The organism is Bradyrhizobium sp. YCK136 (assembly GCF_044570075.1).
Taxonomy (GTDB): Bacteria; Pseudomonadota; Alphaproteobacteria; order Rhizobiales; family Xanthobacteraceae; genus Bradyrhizobium; species Bradyrhizobium diazoefficiens.
In genome coordinates, this window is sequence record NZ_CP172424.1 from 4631906 (window position 1) to 4647697 (window position 15792).

The 15792-nt window shown below is 61.9% G+C and carries 15 protein-coding genes; all 15 read left to right on the plus strand.

The features are described from left to right. Positions 1-2: 2 nt before the first annotated feature. The 15 genes from ACFLEY_RS22630 to ACFLEY_RS22700 all read left to right on the plus strand — a co-directional run bounded on the left by ACFLEY_RS22630 (position 3) and on the right by ACFLEY_RS22700 (position 15718). Complete coding sequence (locus ACFLEY_RS22630; protein WP_396604896.1) at positions 3-1235, plus strand: phage tail protein I; 1233 nt, start codon at positions 3-5, stop codon at positions 1233-1235. A 20-nt stretch (positions 1236-1255) separates the two neighbouring features. Further along, a complete protein-coding gene (locus ACFLEY_RS22635; protein WP_396604897.1) occupies positions 1256-3514 on the plus strand; it encodes a hypothetical protein in 2259 nt (752 codons plus the stop codon). Between the two features lie 18 nt (positions 3515-3532). Then, positions 3533-3748 carry a hypothetical protein gene (locus ACFLEY_RS22640; RefSeq protein WP_060912065.1) on the plus strand — a complete coding sequence of 72 codons (216 nt, stop codon included), beginning with the start codon at positions 3533-3535 and terminating at the stop codon, positions 3746-3748. After that, positions 3729-5423, plus strand: a complete 1695-nt coding sequence (locus tag ACFLEY_RS22645) for a tail fiber domain-containing protein (protein WP_396604898.1) — start codon at positions 3729-3731, stop codon at positions 5421-5423. The genes ACFLEY_RS22640 and ACFLEY_RS22645 overlap by 20 nt, the downstream gene beginning before the upstream one ends. 1 nt (position 5424) lies before the next feature. Continuing rightward, positions 5425-5658: a hypothetical protein gene (locus tag ACFLEY_RS22650; protein ID WP_396604899.1), complete on the plus strand. Its 234-nt coding sequence runs from the start codon at positions 5425-5427 to the stop codon at positions 5656-5658. Positions 5659-5664: 6 nt separating this feature from the next. Further along, positions 5665-5985: a hypothetical protein gene (locus ACFLEY_RS22655; protein ID WP_060912068.1), complete on the plus strand. Its 321-nt coding sequence runs from the start codon at positions 5665-5667 to the stop codon at positions 5983-5985. 2 nt (positions 5986-5987) lie between these two features. After that, the gene (locus tag ACFLEY_RS22660) at positions 5988-6533 is read left to right on the plus strand and encodes a hypothetical protein (protein ID WP_396604900.1); all 546 of its coding nucleotides are present in this window, start codon (positions 5988-5990) and stop codon (positions 6531-6533) included. 10 nt (positions 6534-6543) lie between these two features. Continuing rightward, entirely contained in the window at positions 6544-7173 is a 630-nt protein-coding gene (locus ACFLEY_RS22665; protein WP_396604901.1) for a hypothetical protein, read from the plus strand. Next, a complete protein-coding gene (locus tag ACFLEY_RS22670; protein ID WP_396604902.1) occupies positions 7079-8446 on the plus strand; it encodes a radical SAM protein in 1368 nt (455 codons plus the stop codon). The genes ACFLEY_RS22665 and ACFLEY_RS22670 overlap by 95 nt, the downstream gene beginning before the upstream one ends. Then, complete coding sequence (locus ACFLEY_RS22675) at positions 8430-9161, plus strand: hypothetical protein (RefSeq protein ID WP_396604903.1); 732 nt, start codon at positions 8430-8432, stop codon at positions 9159-9161. Before ACFLEY_RS22670 ends, ACFLEY_RS22675 begins: the two co-directional genes overlap by 17 nt. A 1-nt stretch (position 9162) precedes the next feature. Next, positions 9163-9585: a hypothetical protein gene (locus ACFLEY_RS22680; RefSeq protein ID WP_060912073.1), complete on the plus strand. Its 423-nt coding sequence runs from the start codon at positions 9163-9165 to the stop codon at positions 9583-9585. A gap of 67 nt (positions 9586-9652) precedes the next feature. Then, on the plus strand, positions 9653-11080 hold the full coding sequence (locus ACFLEY_RS22685) for a phage tail sheath subtilisin-like domain-containing protein (RefSeq protein WP_396604904.1): 1428 nt from the start codon (positions 9653-9655) through the stop codon (positions 11078-11080). A 98-nt stretch (positions 11081-11178) separates the two neighbouring features. Next, positions 11179-11724 (plus strand): phage major tail tube protein, encoded by a 546-nt coding sequence (locus ACFLEY_RS22690; RefSeq protein ID WP_253623477.1) that lies wholly within the window; start codon positions 11179-11181, stop codon positions 11722-11724. 81 nt (positions 11725-11805) lie between these two features. Beyond that, positions 11806-12090: a phage tail assembly protein gene (locus ACFLEY_RS22695; RefSeq protein WP_060912076.1), complete on the plus strand. Its 285-nt coding sequence runs from the start codon at positions 11806-11808 to the stop codon at positions 12088-12090. A 196-nt stretch (positions 12091-12286) separates the two neighbouring features. Next, the gene (locus ACFLEY_RS22700; RefSeq protein WP_396604905.1) at positions 12287-15718 is read left to right on the plus strand and encodes a phage tail tape measure protein; all 3432 of its coding nucleotides are present in this window, start codon (positions 12287-12289) and stop codon (positions 15716-15718) included. Positions 15719-15792: the final 74 nt, after the last annotated feature.

Sequence of the window (15792 nt, forward strand, 5' to 3'; positions counted from 1 at the left end):
CCATGGCCGAGCGCCTTATGGAACATGTCCTGGCGCCGAACGCGACGATTTACGAGCGCGTCCTGGCCTCCCAGGTTGATCGGCTCCTGGCACTCGATACCGATCGGCTCCGCCGGCTCTGGGATCCTAACCGCTGTCACGTCGACGACCTGCCGTACCTGGCGTGGTCGTTCTCGGCGGACATCTGGGACACGAACTGGCCGGAGGCGAAGAAGCGCAAGGCTGTCGCCGATGCGATCGCGCACCACCGCCTGAAGGGTACGAAGGCCGGCATGGCCACGTACCTCGACCTGGTTGACTGTAATCTCGATGACCTGATCGTCCCGCCTGCGCGTGGCTATCGGATTCCGGCCTTGACGAACGACGAGTTCATGTCGTGGCTGGTGCATCTGCCGCAGATCAGGATTTACCCCTTCGTGATCCGCGATCCGGCCGGGCCGCGTGACTTCCGGATGCCGACTTACACCTTCCGGAAGGATAACTTCCGCGAGAAGAGCGTCGGCCCGAACATCTACGGCCGGAAGGCGTCGATCTACAAGAGCGGTGTCGAGGCCTTCGTCAAGCTGGAAGCGATGACCGAGTTCGGCGGCCAAGCCGTGGAGCGGGTCTACTTCGGCGATTTTGCAAGGCGGGACTATCACACCGATGGCTTCCGTGGTCACAAGTTCTACGAACTGACCGACGCGACCGACAACATCGTCACCGTTCGCATCAGCCAGGCCGCCTCCGACCTCGTGTCGCTGACGCCCGGTCTGACGCCGCAGGATGTCAAGCCGGTCCAGATCGCCGAGAAGCATATCGTCCAGCCGGCGACGACGTTCCGCGCTTACAACGCCTCGTTCCGCGGCAACGGCAATTTCCGTCGTGAGACGGACGCGGCGCACTGGATCTACGATCGAGTGGCGCTGCACAACAAGGCCGACCTGCCGTCAGGTCTGTCAGCCAAGTCTTATCGCGGTCACATGCGGTACGGCATCCCGGCCTACACGGCTCAGGCGACTGTTAGCGTTCCTCTGGTCCGCTCGAATGCCCAGGGCTTCGGTGGCCGCTTCCGCAACGGTTTCCGCGTCCCCACCGACATGAAGAAGCTCGACGACGCCTGCGGGGCGATCGTCACCGCCAAGCCACTCCGCGACACCGTCCTGGTCGACACGGTCACTCACCGCGTCGTCCGACTGAAGGACCGGCGAAAGCTGGGGACGTTCAAGCTCGGCGAAATCAGAAAGGTCGCCTGAGGCGGCTCCCAGGAGAAAATATGGAAAACAAGATCATCTTTCATGCGAACATCGATGATGATCCTACGGACTTCACCCGTCTGCAGGACTTCGCCGAGGCCTCGCTCGACCACGTCGTCCTCGACGGCATCAGCGACCTGACGAAGTACACCGGCTTCGGTGTGACCAAGTCCGCGGTCACCCAGATTTCGGTTGCTCCGGGTCGCCTCTATTCGGCCGGCAAGGTCTACAGTTCGGGCTCGACCGCGTGGTCCAAGGACTTCATCACCCAGCTCCCCGTTGCCGGCAAGAAGATCGCCTGCATCGTGTCCTGGGGTTCGGAGTCGGACACGGACGTGCGTCCGCGTCAGTTCCTGATCAACGCTGAGACCCGTCAGGCCGAGCCGCAGGCTGTGCCACTGGTTCACGCCCGCGTGGCGAACCTGAACGTGGTCATCGGCAACGAAGCGCCCGATCCGGTCGCTCCGCTGGTCGACGTCGGCTACACGGTCATCGCGCAGGTCGTCCTGACGCCGACCGGTGTCGACACGATCAAGATGATCGAGGACAACAAGCTTCCGAGCGTTCAGCGCCATGAAGAGCGCATCATCGACCTCGAAACGTTCGAGGAGACCGCCGGCCTCCAGATCAAGACCCTGTCAACGGACATCGCCGCGCTCAAGCAGGCGGCGAACCGCGGCGAGGTCGACCAGGCCACCATGGGTCGCACCCTGACCCGATTGGCGGTGCTCGAGTCCAAGAACGGCGTCCTCTACACGGCGATCGATTCAAGCGCGAACTTCTTCCTCGACCATTCGAAGTCGAAGCTCGACGACCCGCTGTCGCACGCGAAGGTCGAAGAGGGTATCCGTATGCCAGCGGCGGCCGAAGGGGTGTCCGCGCTCAGCATCTTCAATCCGCTGGATCCGAACGCCACGATCAAGAATGGCCTCATGCTCCCGTCCTACACCCGGGAAGCCTGGCTGCAGTCTGGCAGCATCAGCGGCGAGGTGCAGGTTGCCGCATATTCCGTGTCGTCCTTCGACATGGTGCAGAAGACGATCGCGCGTCAGCGCATCCGTTACGGCAACGAGTTCATCGTCTGTACGAACAGCCTTTGGTGGCAGACCGGACAGTTCGACGGCGTCAGCCGCTTCTTCCGTGCCGGTGAGATCTACGAGGTCCTGAACCCTGGCGAAGCTTGGGGTCACAGCTGGATGCGCGTGCGCCAGATCTGGATCGACACTTACGACGAAGCGTACTGGGACAAGATCACGACCACCACCACGGTGACCGGCACCCAGATCGCTGAGACTTGGCTCCAAGGCCAGAACATGTGGCTCGACGCTGTAGGCGTCTGCTTCACCCGTCTGGCGGCGTCCGGCTCAGCGCACATCGCAATCGTCGAGGTGTCTGACTATGGCTTGCCGAACCTGAAGCAGTGTATCGCCCAGACCACGCTGCTCCGCGAGAACATGAAGCTCAATGCGGAGACGGTGGTTCCGCTGCAACCGACCTATCTCTCGGCTGGTAAGCGGTACGCGCTGGTCATCACCACTGCTGCCGACCACTGGGTCGCTGTCGTTCCTGGCCAGCAGTTCACGCAGGGCACGTTCTTCTACGTTCTCGACGGCGCCTATGCGCAGGGCGATGCGTTCAAGGACCTCTGGATGCGTCTGTACCGCTGCAAATTCAACACGGCCCGTGCGGTCATCACGTTGAACCCGTTGCAGCTGCCTGGTGGCATCCTGGCGATCGATCTGATCGCCGGCACGATCATCCCGGATGGCACGTCGCTGACGTACGAGATCCAGGTTGGCTCACAATGGTTCAACCTGATCGACGTCGACAAGTACATGCTTGGACAGGGCGGCACGATCCCGCCGCTGCTGCCTCTGCGGGCCGTCTACATGGGCTCGGTCGACTGTATGCCGGGGCTCAACCTCATCGATAGCTCGGTCCATGTGTCTCGGCCGGACGTCTACGCACAGCACGTCACCACGACGCGCACGCTGCCGGCTCCGTCGACGCAGATCCGGGTCATCGAGCGGTATGAGGGCTTCGATCCGATCTACCACACCGCGAGCTGCAAGCTGCTCACGGGTGCGCCTGGCTTCGGAACGCAGGTCTCTCCGTCCAGCGTGTCGACCATCATCGACCCCAACGACGGCGCATACGAGCGAACCTACGTGTTCAACCTCGGCGCCGCGGTCACGCAGTACCGAGTCCTGACGCGAACCGACACCTCGACCAACCAGCGTGTGTTCCACGTCGGTTGGCAGAAGGACTACGCGCTGTAAGCGCAGAAAGAACCGTCAATGGCAAAAGCAAAGAACGCGGCCACCGAAGAGGTGGTCGCGGTGGAGCCGCAGGCTCCCGAACCGGCTCCGATCATGTATGAGGTGACCCTGAACGGTCGCTTCACTCACATGGACTTTCCCTACCTGCCTTCGCATCACCACATCGTCGACAAGGCGATCTACGATGCGATGGTCGAAGCGGGGGTAGTTGCCGATGTCAAGCAACTTTCCTGAGCTTGTATTCAGCGACGACGAAGACTTCACGGCAGACCGATTGAACTTGGCGATGCAGGTGCTGGATCAGCGCCTGCGTTCGCTGGAGCCTTTTTCTCCGAGCTGGGAGCAGGCAGTCAACGATCTGCGTCTGGTCGGACTCTCTCGACTGAACGACGCCATCCTGCCGGCGTATCAGCGCATCCAGCTGCTGTCCACGCTCGGCTTCCTGTTCGCTGGCTCGTCCAGCGAAGTCACTCTTACCCAGGACATGACCGCGACGTTTGTCATTGACGACGAGACGGAAAAGTCCCTGTTCACCCCGACGCCATTCCTGGCGCTGACCCGCTCCTCGACGATCGATGACTATGCGATTGCGCAGTTGATCTCGTATGAGCAGGCGACCGGCACCTTGATGGTGAAGGTCAAATCGATCACCGGCAGCCCTGGTCCTTTCACGGACTGGCAGATCGGCGCCTGTGCGGCGTCAACCATCGCGGCGATGGCCTACTTCACGCAGATCGATGCGGCCCGCAACGCAGCCAACGTTGCAAAGGCAGCAACAGCTGCCGACCGCGTACAGACCGGTCTCGACCGCATCCAGACGGGTGTGGATCGGAATGCCGCGGCGCAGTCGGCTGTAGCAGCGTCTGCCTCTGCTGACCGAGCCGGCACCTGGGATCCGACCAACTACGCCCTCAGGTCGTATGTGGACGGCAAGATCCAAGCGCTGGTCGGCACCGCGCCGGCCACCCTCGACACGCTCGCGGAAATCGCGGCGCAGATGCAGGCGGACGAGAGCGGCTTTGCCGCGCTGTCCACCACGGTCTCCGGCAAGCTGACGGCAACGCAGAACCTGAACGACCTGACCGATAAGGCACAGGCTCGCATCAATCTGGGCGTCACTTTCGCCAACCCGACCAGCAAGTCGGGCCTAACGGCGGTGAACGGGTCGGCCGTTACCTACATGCGGTCTGATGCTGCTCCTGCGATCGACGTTTCGATCGCGCCGACCTGGACCAACAAGCACATCTTCCAGTGGAACTCCGGAGCGACATACTGCATCAACGTCCAGACCTATGGCGGCTTGACCATTTACGCGCCGGACCAGGGCTCGGCGTTCATGACGTTCCATCGCGGCGCATACGCGAGCCAGTTTGGGCTCGACGGTGACAACTACTACCGATGGGGTGGTTGGTCGGATGGTGCTGGCGGAGTCCGTATGTACCTGAGCCCTGGTGGCTTGTTGTACAGTGCAGGTTACGGCGCCTCGACGACGCCTGTTGGTGGTCAGGTGCGCGCGGCCGGCGACATCATCTACGGCCTGTCGGATCAACGTCTGAAGGATGACATCCAGATCATTGAAGATGCTCTGGAGAAGATCGACCAGCTCGATGGCGTCACCTGGGTTCAGAGCGATCTGGCCCGCGAGGTTGGTGCACCGGTTCAAGACCGTCGCAAGGCCGGTCTGTTGGCGCAGCAGCTGGAGACGGTTCTGCCCGAAGCGGTCGGTCTGGCTCCGTTCGACACGAACAAGCTGATGAAGAGCCGTACGGGCTTGAACCTGCTGAACATCCAGTACGAGCAGGTTTCTGGTCTGCTGGTGGAAGGCATCAAGGCGCTGAAGCGCAAGAACGACGCGCTCGAAGACCGAGTCGCACGGCTCGAAGCGATCATCGAGAAGCTGGGGGTGTAAGATGGCTGTTCCGTCATCTGGCGCTGTCGGCTTCTCGACCGTCAACTCCGTCTTCGGCTACGGCATCGCGATGAGCAGCTACGTCGGCCGGCCCTACTACTACTACGAAGTGGACTGGGGCGTTAGGTCCGGCACCTTCCCAGGCTCCAACTTCCCGATGTCTCTCTTCTACGGGAAATCCAACCACGACGAATGGAACTGCGCCTGCGCCTGCGCCTGCGCGTGCGGCAAGTGAGGATCAATGACCAAGCCACCGAGCACCACCTTCAGCTACCGGATCAATCACTGGAGCAAGGACGGCTGGGCTCGAGTCGAGTATCGGCACGAGACGCTCGGTAGCTTGGTCAAGCAGGTCTTCATCCCGCTGAACCATTCGGAAGAGGAGCAGCGTGGCGCCGTCATCATGCAGTTCCCCTGGCAATCCTTCCACGCCAGGTATCTTGAAATGTTGGCGCAGGCGGCTGCTCCGGCCCCCGCGGCAATGGAAGGACAATTCACGCACCGCATCGATCGTCCCATGGAGGATCCGGTCGGTTTGCCCATGGAAACCCAAAAGGTGTAGCGATGCAGTTCAGGCGCATCCGTTTCGAGAACTTCACGATCACGATCTTCACGGCGCATGCCGGCGAAGAGAGGGTCTGTCCTCCGTCTGAACTAACCCGCGGCCTGACCGCGTCAGACGCTCCGGCCATCGCTCACCTGCTCGAAGGCAAGGATGATGCTCGGCCGCTCCACACCATTCCGGTGTACACCAAGGGCGGCTTCGAGGCTCTCGGCGGCGATTACGCGCCGGACCCTCGCCCGGCTGGTAGCGGCGCCACTCAGTTCGTGAGGGGCATCGACAACTACAAGCTCCGCGCCACAGCGCCGGATAGCGAATATCACTGCATCACCCCGAAGAGCAAAGAGCCGGTGTTCTGGCAGCGCTCATTCGTCGGCGGGAAGGCCGGCGACACGTTCGAGGTTCTGCCCAACAGCTACCTCTACATCGCAGAGGGCAAGATCGAGCTGGCTCACCAGACGTTCGTCGGCCCCACGATGCTTGAGATCACCAAGCCGCACACGGCCAAGATCACCGATCCGGTGATGGGCGCCAAGCTCTGGCGCTGAAAGGAGCCCCATGCCCACGATCCGCTTCCTGACGCCTGCCGACTTTGGCGATATGTGCGACATCATCGACAAGCACAGCAGCGGCATGGGCGCATGGTGCAACGATCCGAGCGCCCCGGTGAAACCTAACTTCCGCCAGCTCGCGAAGGACCATGTGGACCTTTGCTTCGAGCAGGCTATGTCGAACTTCTGGGGCTATTTTGACGACTCCGGCAAGCTCGTCGCCTGGGTCAACTTCACCCGATGGGCTGATCCGATCAACATCACCATCCGCTCCGTAATCGAAGATCCGGACGCCGACCTGCCGCGCCGCGATGGCGCTGTCTGGTCGGAAGCCGCGGTCGATCTGGCGAACTGGGGCATGGGGTACTTCTGGTCGGAGGGCGTCGAGAATTTCTGGTGCCGCATGTATGCCGGCAAAGAGGATCGGCACATCTCGGATCACCCCAACTGCATGCTGACTCAATACCAGCGCGAAAGGGTCAAGTTCATCCGGGCCGGCGAGCAACCGCCGCCCGAGTATCGCAGGGTCAGCTGGTCGCCGTTTGACGACGACACAGCGATCTATCGGTTCTCCGACACATTGCCGCTGCTGGCGTATCTCGAAAGTGCAAATGATCCGACTGGAAATGCTGAGTGAGAACGGAGAGGTCGTGCCTCTGTTCTACGATCAGCACACCTCACGTCTGCTCGACAAGGACGGCTTCAAGGCCGTCGACTACACCAACAACCCGATGTATGACCCGGAGCCATCGCAGCGCCGGCCGTTCATCGCGGTGGACTACGATCAGCCAGGGCGCAAGGTCCGCGAGGTCCGGAAGCTGAAGATCCAGCTCGGCCTCGGCTGCAACAAGTCCTGCTCATACTGCCTCCAGGCGATACAGGTTCAGAAGGCCGCGGCGACAAGCACGCGGGATGCGTCGGAATTTCTGGCGAACATCGACGGCTGGATCGTCAACCCGGAGGGGATAGAGAAGGTCGAGCTGTGGGGTGGCGAGCCGCTGCTCTACTGGAAGAAGATCGAGATCCTCGCCCCGGCGTTGATCGCGAAGTTCCCGAACGCTCAGTTCTCGATCATCACGAACGGCGAGCTGCTCACTCGAGAGATCGTCGATCAGCTCGAGGCCTGGAATTTCTCTCTGACCATCAGCCACGATGGCCCGGGGCAGGCGGTAAGGGGAGACGACCCGTTCGAAGACCCTCACAAATTTGCCATGATCCAGTACGCGCAGAAGACGTTTCATCCGCGCTTCTCGTTCAACGCTGTGCTCACCCCTAAGAGCCACGACGTCAACGCCATCATCGACTGGTTCCACGATTACTTCCCGGGCTGCAACGTCGGCTTCGAGGGAGTCGTTCACAGCTACGCCAGCGACCCGGCATCGATCTTCTCGATCGAGCAGCTGGCGCAGTTCAGCGACACGCTGTCCCGACAGCTGGCCGATGGATCGGCTCTCCGATCCCCGGCGATCATGGACAAGCTGCGCAGGTCGGTGAACTCGTTCGTCAATGAGCAGTCCTCGGAGACGCTGTTCCAGAAGTGCGGCATGGACATGCCGGAGTATCTGGCGGTCGACCTGAAGGGCAACGTCATGACCTGCCAGAACGTGGGCGCCAACGGCAACCACAAGATCGGGCACGTCAGCGACTTCGAGAACATCGCGCTCAACACCTCCAAGCACTGGAGCAAGCGCCCAGAGTGCCAGAGCTGCCCCGTGCTGCAGCTTTGCCAAGGCGCCTGCATGTACCAGGGAGGGGACAACTGGACGCACAGCTGCAACGCTGAGTTCTTCTACAACCTGGCCTTCTTCAGGGCCGCGCTCTTCATCCTCACGGGACGATGGCTGGTTGGTTTCAGCGGCGATATCGTGCGTCCGAAACTGAAGCAGGATCGCGATGTCGAAGTTCGCTGAACTGGTGGGGATTCTTGACAAAATACCCCACCTGTTCTTAGAAAAGGCCTACGATGCGACACGTCTACAAACTGAGTTAGACGCCATCGATCCGGCACTTTTCGTGCCCTTCCGTTCCAAGAGCAGAAACGCTGACCACATCGCCGAGTTCTGGCGAGGTCTTTCGCTGGTCGCTCCGAGCGGATCTCTCCATGACGATTTGACCGAGGTTCCATACGAAGGCCGCACAGGCTACGTCTGGACCCCGGTCGCCGAGAGCAGCCCCTACATCAAGCAGCTCGTGACCGAGCTTGGCGGGGAGGGGCAGCGCGCGCGGCTCATGTGCGTGAAGGCAGGCGGCAGTCTGACCTGGCACCGCCATGGATCAGAGCTTTCGATGATCGTCGGCGCCCACGGCCGGCGGCCGAACTGGTACGAGCTGATCGTCCACGTCCCCATCCGCACCAACCCGGACTTCAGCTACGAGGTCATCGACACTCGGGTCTACGAGCTGGCGGACTACTCGGCCGGGAAGCTGGAGATCCACCGAAAGAACTACCCGCAGGGCGAGGCCTGGGCGTTCAACGGTGCTCACTACCACAACGTCTTCAACCGCTCCGAGACCGAAGACCGCTACGCCATCATGCTGACCCTCGACATCAGGATGAGGAAGACGTTCGACATCGTGTCGAAGGCGGTCGAGAGCTACGAGGGGCCACTCCTGACAGGGCTCTGAAATGGAAACCATCATCTCCGCGAAGCCGCCCGACGTGCTCGCGGACAACTTCATTGTCGCCACGAACGAAGACTGGGTTCGTGAGTGGCAAATCAAGAACAGCGGCGTGATCGTCCCGATCCAGCCCGACTGGAAGCTGTACATGCAGCTGCAGCGGACATCGACCGGCGATCTCGGCGTGACGTGCTCTACCGACAATGGCCGCCTCGTGGTCGTCGATCAGGGCGCCGGCAAGTTCGGTCTCAGGCTGAAGCAGGCGGACGCCGCCCAGATCAGCCCTGCGGGCTACCAATATGACATCGTCCTCGTTGCTGGCGATGGCATCTACCGCCTGGTGACAGGCACCATCACGGTCGACCAGGGGATCACCAACATCCCCGGCCAGGAGAAGTGGATTCACTATCCGCTGATCCTTCGACCGTAACTCATCGCCAACAACCTTCACCTCCACGCCGCCCCCTTCCGGGCGGCTTTTTTGTTTGGGAGAACCCATGACTCTGCAATACCTGCACGGCATCGAGACGATCGAACTCGACAGCCCCTCCGGTCCGGTTGAGACCGTCAAGTCGAACGTGATCGGCTTGGTCGGTACCGCTCCGGACGCCGACCCGGATATCTTCCCGCTCAACACCCCGGTGCCGGTGTTCGCTGACACGCTCAAGGCTGGCCAGCTCAAGTCGGCCGGCACGCTGCTCGACGCCGTCGATGCCATCTACAGCCAGAAGTCGGCTGTGGTCGTGGTGGTCCGCACCTCGGAAGGTGAGAGCCAGGAAGAGAGCTGGTCCAACGCGGTTGGCTCGCCCTCCGGCAAGACCGGCGTCTGGTCGCTGCTCAAGGCGCGTCCGATGCTCAAGGTCATCCCGAAGCTTCTGGTCGCCCCCGGCCTGACCTCGGGTCGCCCGACCAACGGCGTCAAGAACCTCGTCATCACCGACGACGGCCAGGACTACGTGCTCGCCAGCACGACCGTCACGATCGCTCCGCCCCCGGCTGGTGGTCGGCAGGCGAGGGCGGTGCCCCAGGTGATCGGCGGCAAGCTCACCGGCCTGATCATCACCGACCCCGGCTTCGGCTACGTCACTCCCCCGGCGGTCACGATCGGCGGCGTCGGAACTGGCGCAACCGTGACGGCCACTCTCGGCCACGTCGCCAACCCGGTCGGCGTCTCGCTCGCCTCGATCGTTGACCGCCTCCGCGCGGTGGCGTTCCTCGACGGTCCCGGCACGACCTACGAAGACGCGATCGAGTATCGCAACGACTACGGCAGCCAGCGCATCTCGATCGTCGACCCCGGCGTTCTGAGCTGGAACACCGAGAATTCCGTCTACGTGACGAAGCCTGCCTCCGCTTACGCGGCCGGCATCCAGGCGCGCGTCGACGAGGAGAAGGGCTTCTGGTACTCGTTCTCGAACGAGTTGATCCAGAACATCGGTGGTCCCGCCCGTCCGGTCGACTTCATGCCGAACGACCGTGACTGCGAGGCGAATATCCTCAACATGAACCAGATCACCACCATCATCCACGATGATGGCTTCCGGTTCTGGGGTCTGCGCAACACCGGTACCGACGCCCTCTGGGCTCAGCTCTCGGTGCGCCGCACGGCGGACATGATCTACGAGAGCCTGGAACGCGCTGAGCGTCCGCGCCTCGACAAGCCGTTCAGCTACGCGCTGCTCGACGGCATCACCGAGGACGTGAACGCCTACCTCCGCCTGCTCAAGTCTCGCGGCGCCCTGATCGGCGGCGAGTGCTGGATCGATAAGAACGTCAACACCCCGGCGACCTTCTCCGCGGGTGAGCTGACGGTCGACTTCGATCTCGAGCCCCCGGCCTGCTTGGAGCACCTCCAGTTCCGCGCGCGTCGCAACCCGAAGTACTACAACGACTTCATCGAAGAGTTCAGCCGCCAGCTGGCGTAAGCGCTCTCGACGAAATCGCCCAAGCACCAACCCACAAGCCCAAGCAAGCCGATCCGGACTCCGGTCTGGGTCGGCTTTGTTTTTGGCCGGAGAATTAAATGCCCACCACGACTCTGCGTGACTCCAACATCCTCCAGGACTTCACCGTCTGGATCGGTGACAACGGCAAAATCGGTGAAGCCCCCAACTTCCAGCCCCCGGAAATCAACATCAACACGGAAGAGTTCCGTGGCGGCGGCATGGACGGCACCATCGAAATCCCGATGGGTGTCGAGAAGATCGAGTTCGACTTCGAGCTGCACACCTGGGACGTGGACGTCTGGAACAACCTTGGCTACGGCCCCGGTTCGATCGACGTGCCCGTCAAGTTCTACGGCTACATGCTCACTCCGGGCGGCGCCGAGAAGGGCGTGCAGATCTACACGCGCAGCCTGATCAAGTCGATCAAGCCCAGCAAGGTCGAGCCCGGCAAGAAGGTGACGCTGAGCGTCCATCTCGTGGCGAACTACTACCGCCAGGTGGTCGACGGCCGGAAGGTCACCGAGATCGACGTCTTCAACAAGGTCACCATCATCGGTGGTGAAGACAAGACCGCGCGTGCCCGCACTCTGCTCGGCATCGGCGGCATCTCCAGCTCGCTCTAAGAGCGTGAGCTGAACTACCCGAGGCCTCGCCAATCCCGGCGGGGCCTTTTCTTTTTCTGACAACACAAGGTGTGCAATACCATGTCTACCCCCACCCTCCAGGTTTTCAATCTCCAGTTCCCGTTCGAGTACCGCGGCGCGCAGTACATCGAGTTCAAGGCTCGCCGGCCCCGCGTGCGCGACCTCCGCAACTTCATCAAGAACGTGGACAAGGACGGCGTCGCCGCCATGGAGAAGGTTCTCGCTGACCTGTGCGAGGTCGACGAGAAGATCATCTCCGAAATCGACATCGAGGACTTCGCCCCGATGAAGGCATGGTTCGAAGGTTTTTTGAAACCCATGCTGAACGAATCGACCGAGTCCTAAACGACTCGTTCCCCATCTTCGAGCGTTTCGGTTGGACGCTCGGAGATGTCGAGGCACTGGATTGGTTCGACTTCATGCTGGTCGCTGACGGCGTCCAGGAACTGAACAAGCGCGACGCTGAGGCTCGCGCCAGAGCGGCTCAGGGCTAACGCCCTGGGCCTTTTCTTTTTGATTCTACTCACCACCGGAGCGGTTGATGTCGACTGAACAGGAAATTCTCGATCTTAAGCTGCGACTATCGGCTGAAGAGCGGGATATGCAGCCGATCAAGCGCTACATGCGCGATCTGGAGCGCATGAACGAGCAGGCGAAGAAGCTCGCCAACGTCAAGCTCAGCACCAATTTTATTGACGAGGGAACGCGCCGGAAGATTCTGGGCGCGAACCAGGCGGTCGACACCCTGTCCCGCTCGATGATGGACACAGCGCGGGCGGCCAAGGCTGCCGGCAAGATGTCGCATTCTGCGTACACCACGCTGACCAACGACATCCTGGCCAACGCGGACAAGCTGTCCAGAGCCACCTCCAAGAAAGAAGAAAAGGACCTCACGACCAGGCTCCGCCGGCAGATCAAGTACGCTGACGCCTACGCGGCAGTGTTCAACTCCGCCGCCGAGAGGCGTGAACAGATCGAGACCCGTATCCGTGACCGGATCGCAAGGGCAGACGATGCGGCGGAACGCCAGCGCGAGAGGAACGTCGAGCGGACCGAGAGGGAAATCCTACGGCACCGCCAGCGCACCCAGCGCGAGCTGCTTCGAAGCCTGAAGGGCGGCTATGATGGCATGGTCGGCTTCGGCCGGAATGCCGCGCTGTATGGCGCAGCTGCTGCGGCCGGCACCGGCTACGCGGCCAAGAGCGCTCTTTCCACCCGCATGCGGATGGATACGGCCGAGACGAACATGCAGATCTTCGGCGGCCTGACGAAAGAGCAGGTCGAGAAGATGCGCTCGTCCTGGGGTGACGCCTCGGCCATCAAGTTTGGTCTCTCGCCCGACAAGATGATGGACGCCTTCACCGAAGTGGCGAAGGCGGGTATCCCTGACAGGATCGCCAAGGAAGTCACCGAGTCCATCATGAAGGCCTCGGTCGGCCTCGAAATGGATTCGGTCCAGACCACCAAGCTGGCCGGCGGCGCTGCCACCCTTCTGGGTGACATGAAGAACCTCGACCCGGCCAAGCTGACCTCGATCATGACGGCCATCGCGATCGCCGCTCGAGACTCTCGCGCGGACGCGAACGAAATCGTCGCGGCCAACCGTCGCGGTAGCTCCGTGATGAGCTTGGGTATGACCATGGAGGATCTGTCGGCATTCACGGCCGGCGGCATCTCGGCGGGCTTGCAGTCCAGCAAGACCGGTACCTTCATGGACTACATGGTGTCCGAACTCGTCAACGCGAAGTTCAAGAAGGGCGCTCGCGGCACGGCGCTCGGCGCTGCAGCCACCAAGCTCGGAATGGGCGGCAAGGCCGGTCTCTCGGCCGCCGCGGTTGCGAACCCGACCGAAACGCTCATGACCATCTTGGACAAGATGGGCGAGATGTCCGAGCAGGACCGCTCGAAGGTCGCCTACCAGATCGGCCAGCGTGAGTGGAGCGGCGAGCTGATGCAGTTCGTCCAGGTTCGCGAGAAGATCCGCGAGCTGCTCGGCGCCATCAAGGACCCGAAGAACAAGAACTACCTCGACGAAGCTTCGGAGAAGAAGCTCAAGTCGCTGAAGGGCCGCTGGAACTCGCTGATCGCTTCCTGGACTCTGCTCTGGGAAACGATGGGCGCCGGCCTCGAACAGTCCTTCAATGAGATCGTTCCGTGGCTGACGAACTGGATCGCGAAGCTCGACAAAAGCAAGATCCGCAAGGCCGTCGAGAAGGCCATGGAGGGCATCGTCAAGGGTCTCGGCTTCGACAGCTGGACCGACCTGCTGGAGAAGACTCTCGGCGATCCGGAAAAGCTCAAGGTCAACGCGGAGCTGTTCTTCAAGGTGGCCAAGGGGTTCACCGAAGGCCTGACGAACGTCTTCACCGCCGTTGGAAAGGTGTTCACCTTCCTCGGCAAGATGTTCGGCGTCGACACCGCTGATCCGGAGGCGATGGCTCGGTTTGTCGCTGAGTTCCTCGGCTTCACGATCGCTCTGCGCTTCATCGCGCCGGTCCTCGGCACGCTGTGGACGCTAGCGGAGATCATCGTCAAGATCGGAAAGGCACTCGGCGCCGCCAAGCTCGCAAAGGGCGCGGTTGGTGCGATCGCCGGAAAGATCGGCGATGCCGGATCTGGAGCGCTCGCTGGCGCTGGAAAGCTGCTCGGGGGCCTCGGCATCCTGCAGCTGCTGGAAGACACGTTCGGCCAAGGCCAGTCCAACAGCACCGAAGCGACGAAGGCCCTGATCGACGAGCTGAAGAAGGCTCGCGAGCAGAAGGAAAAGGACAAGGCTGCCAAGCTCGAAAAGCAGTCGAGCATCGGCGAAGAGGTGAAGCAGCTGGGCAAGAACATCGAGAAGGTCGCCTTCCGGGGCGGCCTGACCGATTTCAGCTCCGTCAACCGTGGTGGCGGCATCATGAACGCTTCCTACACCACCAGCTCAGGTGGCGGTGGAGGCGGGCTGTCTGGCAATGTCCTCTCTGGCGCCGGCACTCCCAACGCGCTGCTCAACAGCACGCCGGGTCAGGCTTTGCCGAACTTCGGCGTCGGATCTGGTGGCATCATTAAACGTGACGGCATCCCGTCGTTCAGCGGCGGTGGTGGCAGCTCGACGAGCGGCAGCGTGCCGAGCGTTGGCAGCAGCGTGCCAAGCATTGGTGGGGCACCGGCCGGCGGACCCGCCGACATGAGTGTCGGCCAGGGTCTCAGTGGTAATGCGTTCCTCCAAGCGCGCCGCGCCAAGTTCGCCGAGGAGATCAAGAACGATCCGAACCTGAGGCTGCACCTCGCTGCCATGCAGCAGACTGAGGGAGCCAGCAAGGGCGGAACGATCGAGAGCCTCATGAACCGTGCAGACATGCAGGGGAAGACGCTGCGACAGATGCTCGGCTTTTCGGCCGATGGCGTTCGCAGCACCGACAAGTACGGTAGGCAGAACAGCTTCTACGGTCCCATCCGTCGTGGTGAGATCTATGGTGCAATCCGCAGGATGCAGGCCAATCCGGCGGAGTACGCGAAGTACGACGCCTTCACCCAGCGCGCTCTCGCAGGCGGTCATGTCATCGGTGGCTACACCGATCAAGGCTTGGCCACCGATCCCAACGGATCGGCGAGGACCGGTATCAAGGGGTTCAAGATCAGCCCCAAGGACGGCAACGAGTTCACCGACTGGGTTGGTCCCGGATCGAGCTGGGGTCGCGGTCGCGCTGGTGCGATGAACTACCGCAGGTTCATCGAGCAGGGCATCGCCGGCAGCGGCGACGCTCCGATCGGCTCCGTTCCGACGCCCAGCTCGATCACGAGTAAGGTGCCTGAGGTGCCGGCCGGTCAGACACTCGGCCCCGGAATGATGCGCGGCGGCTTCGGCCCCTCGACCATCAACATCAACGGCAACAGCCACGATCCGGAGGCTCTGGCGAACCTCGTGCAGCGTCGCATCGACGAGTCGATGCAGTGGCGCATGCACGACACCGAGTCCGAATACACCTAAACGAAAATCACCCTGGCCCTACGGGGCCGGGGTTTCCATTTCACCTTTCAGAGGACTTCATGGCAAACGTACTT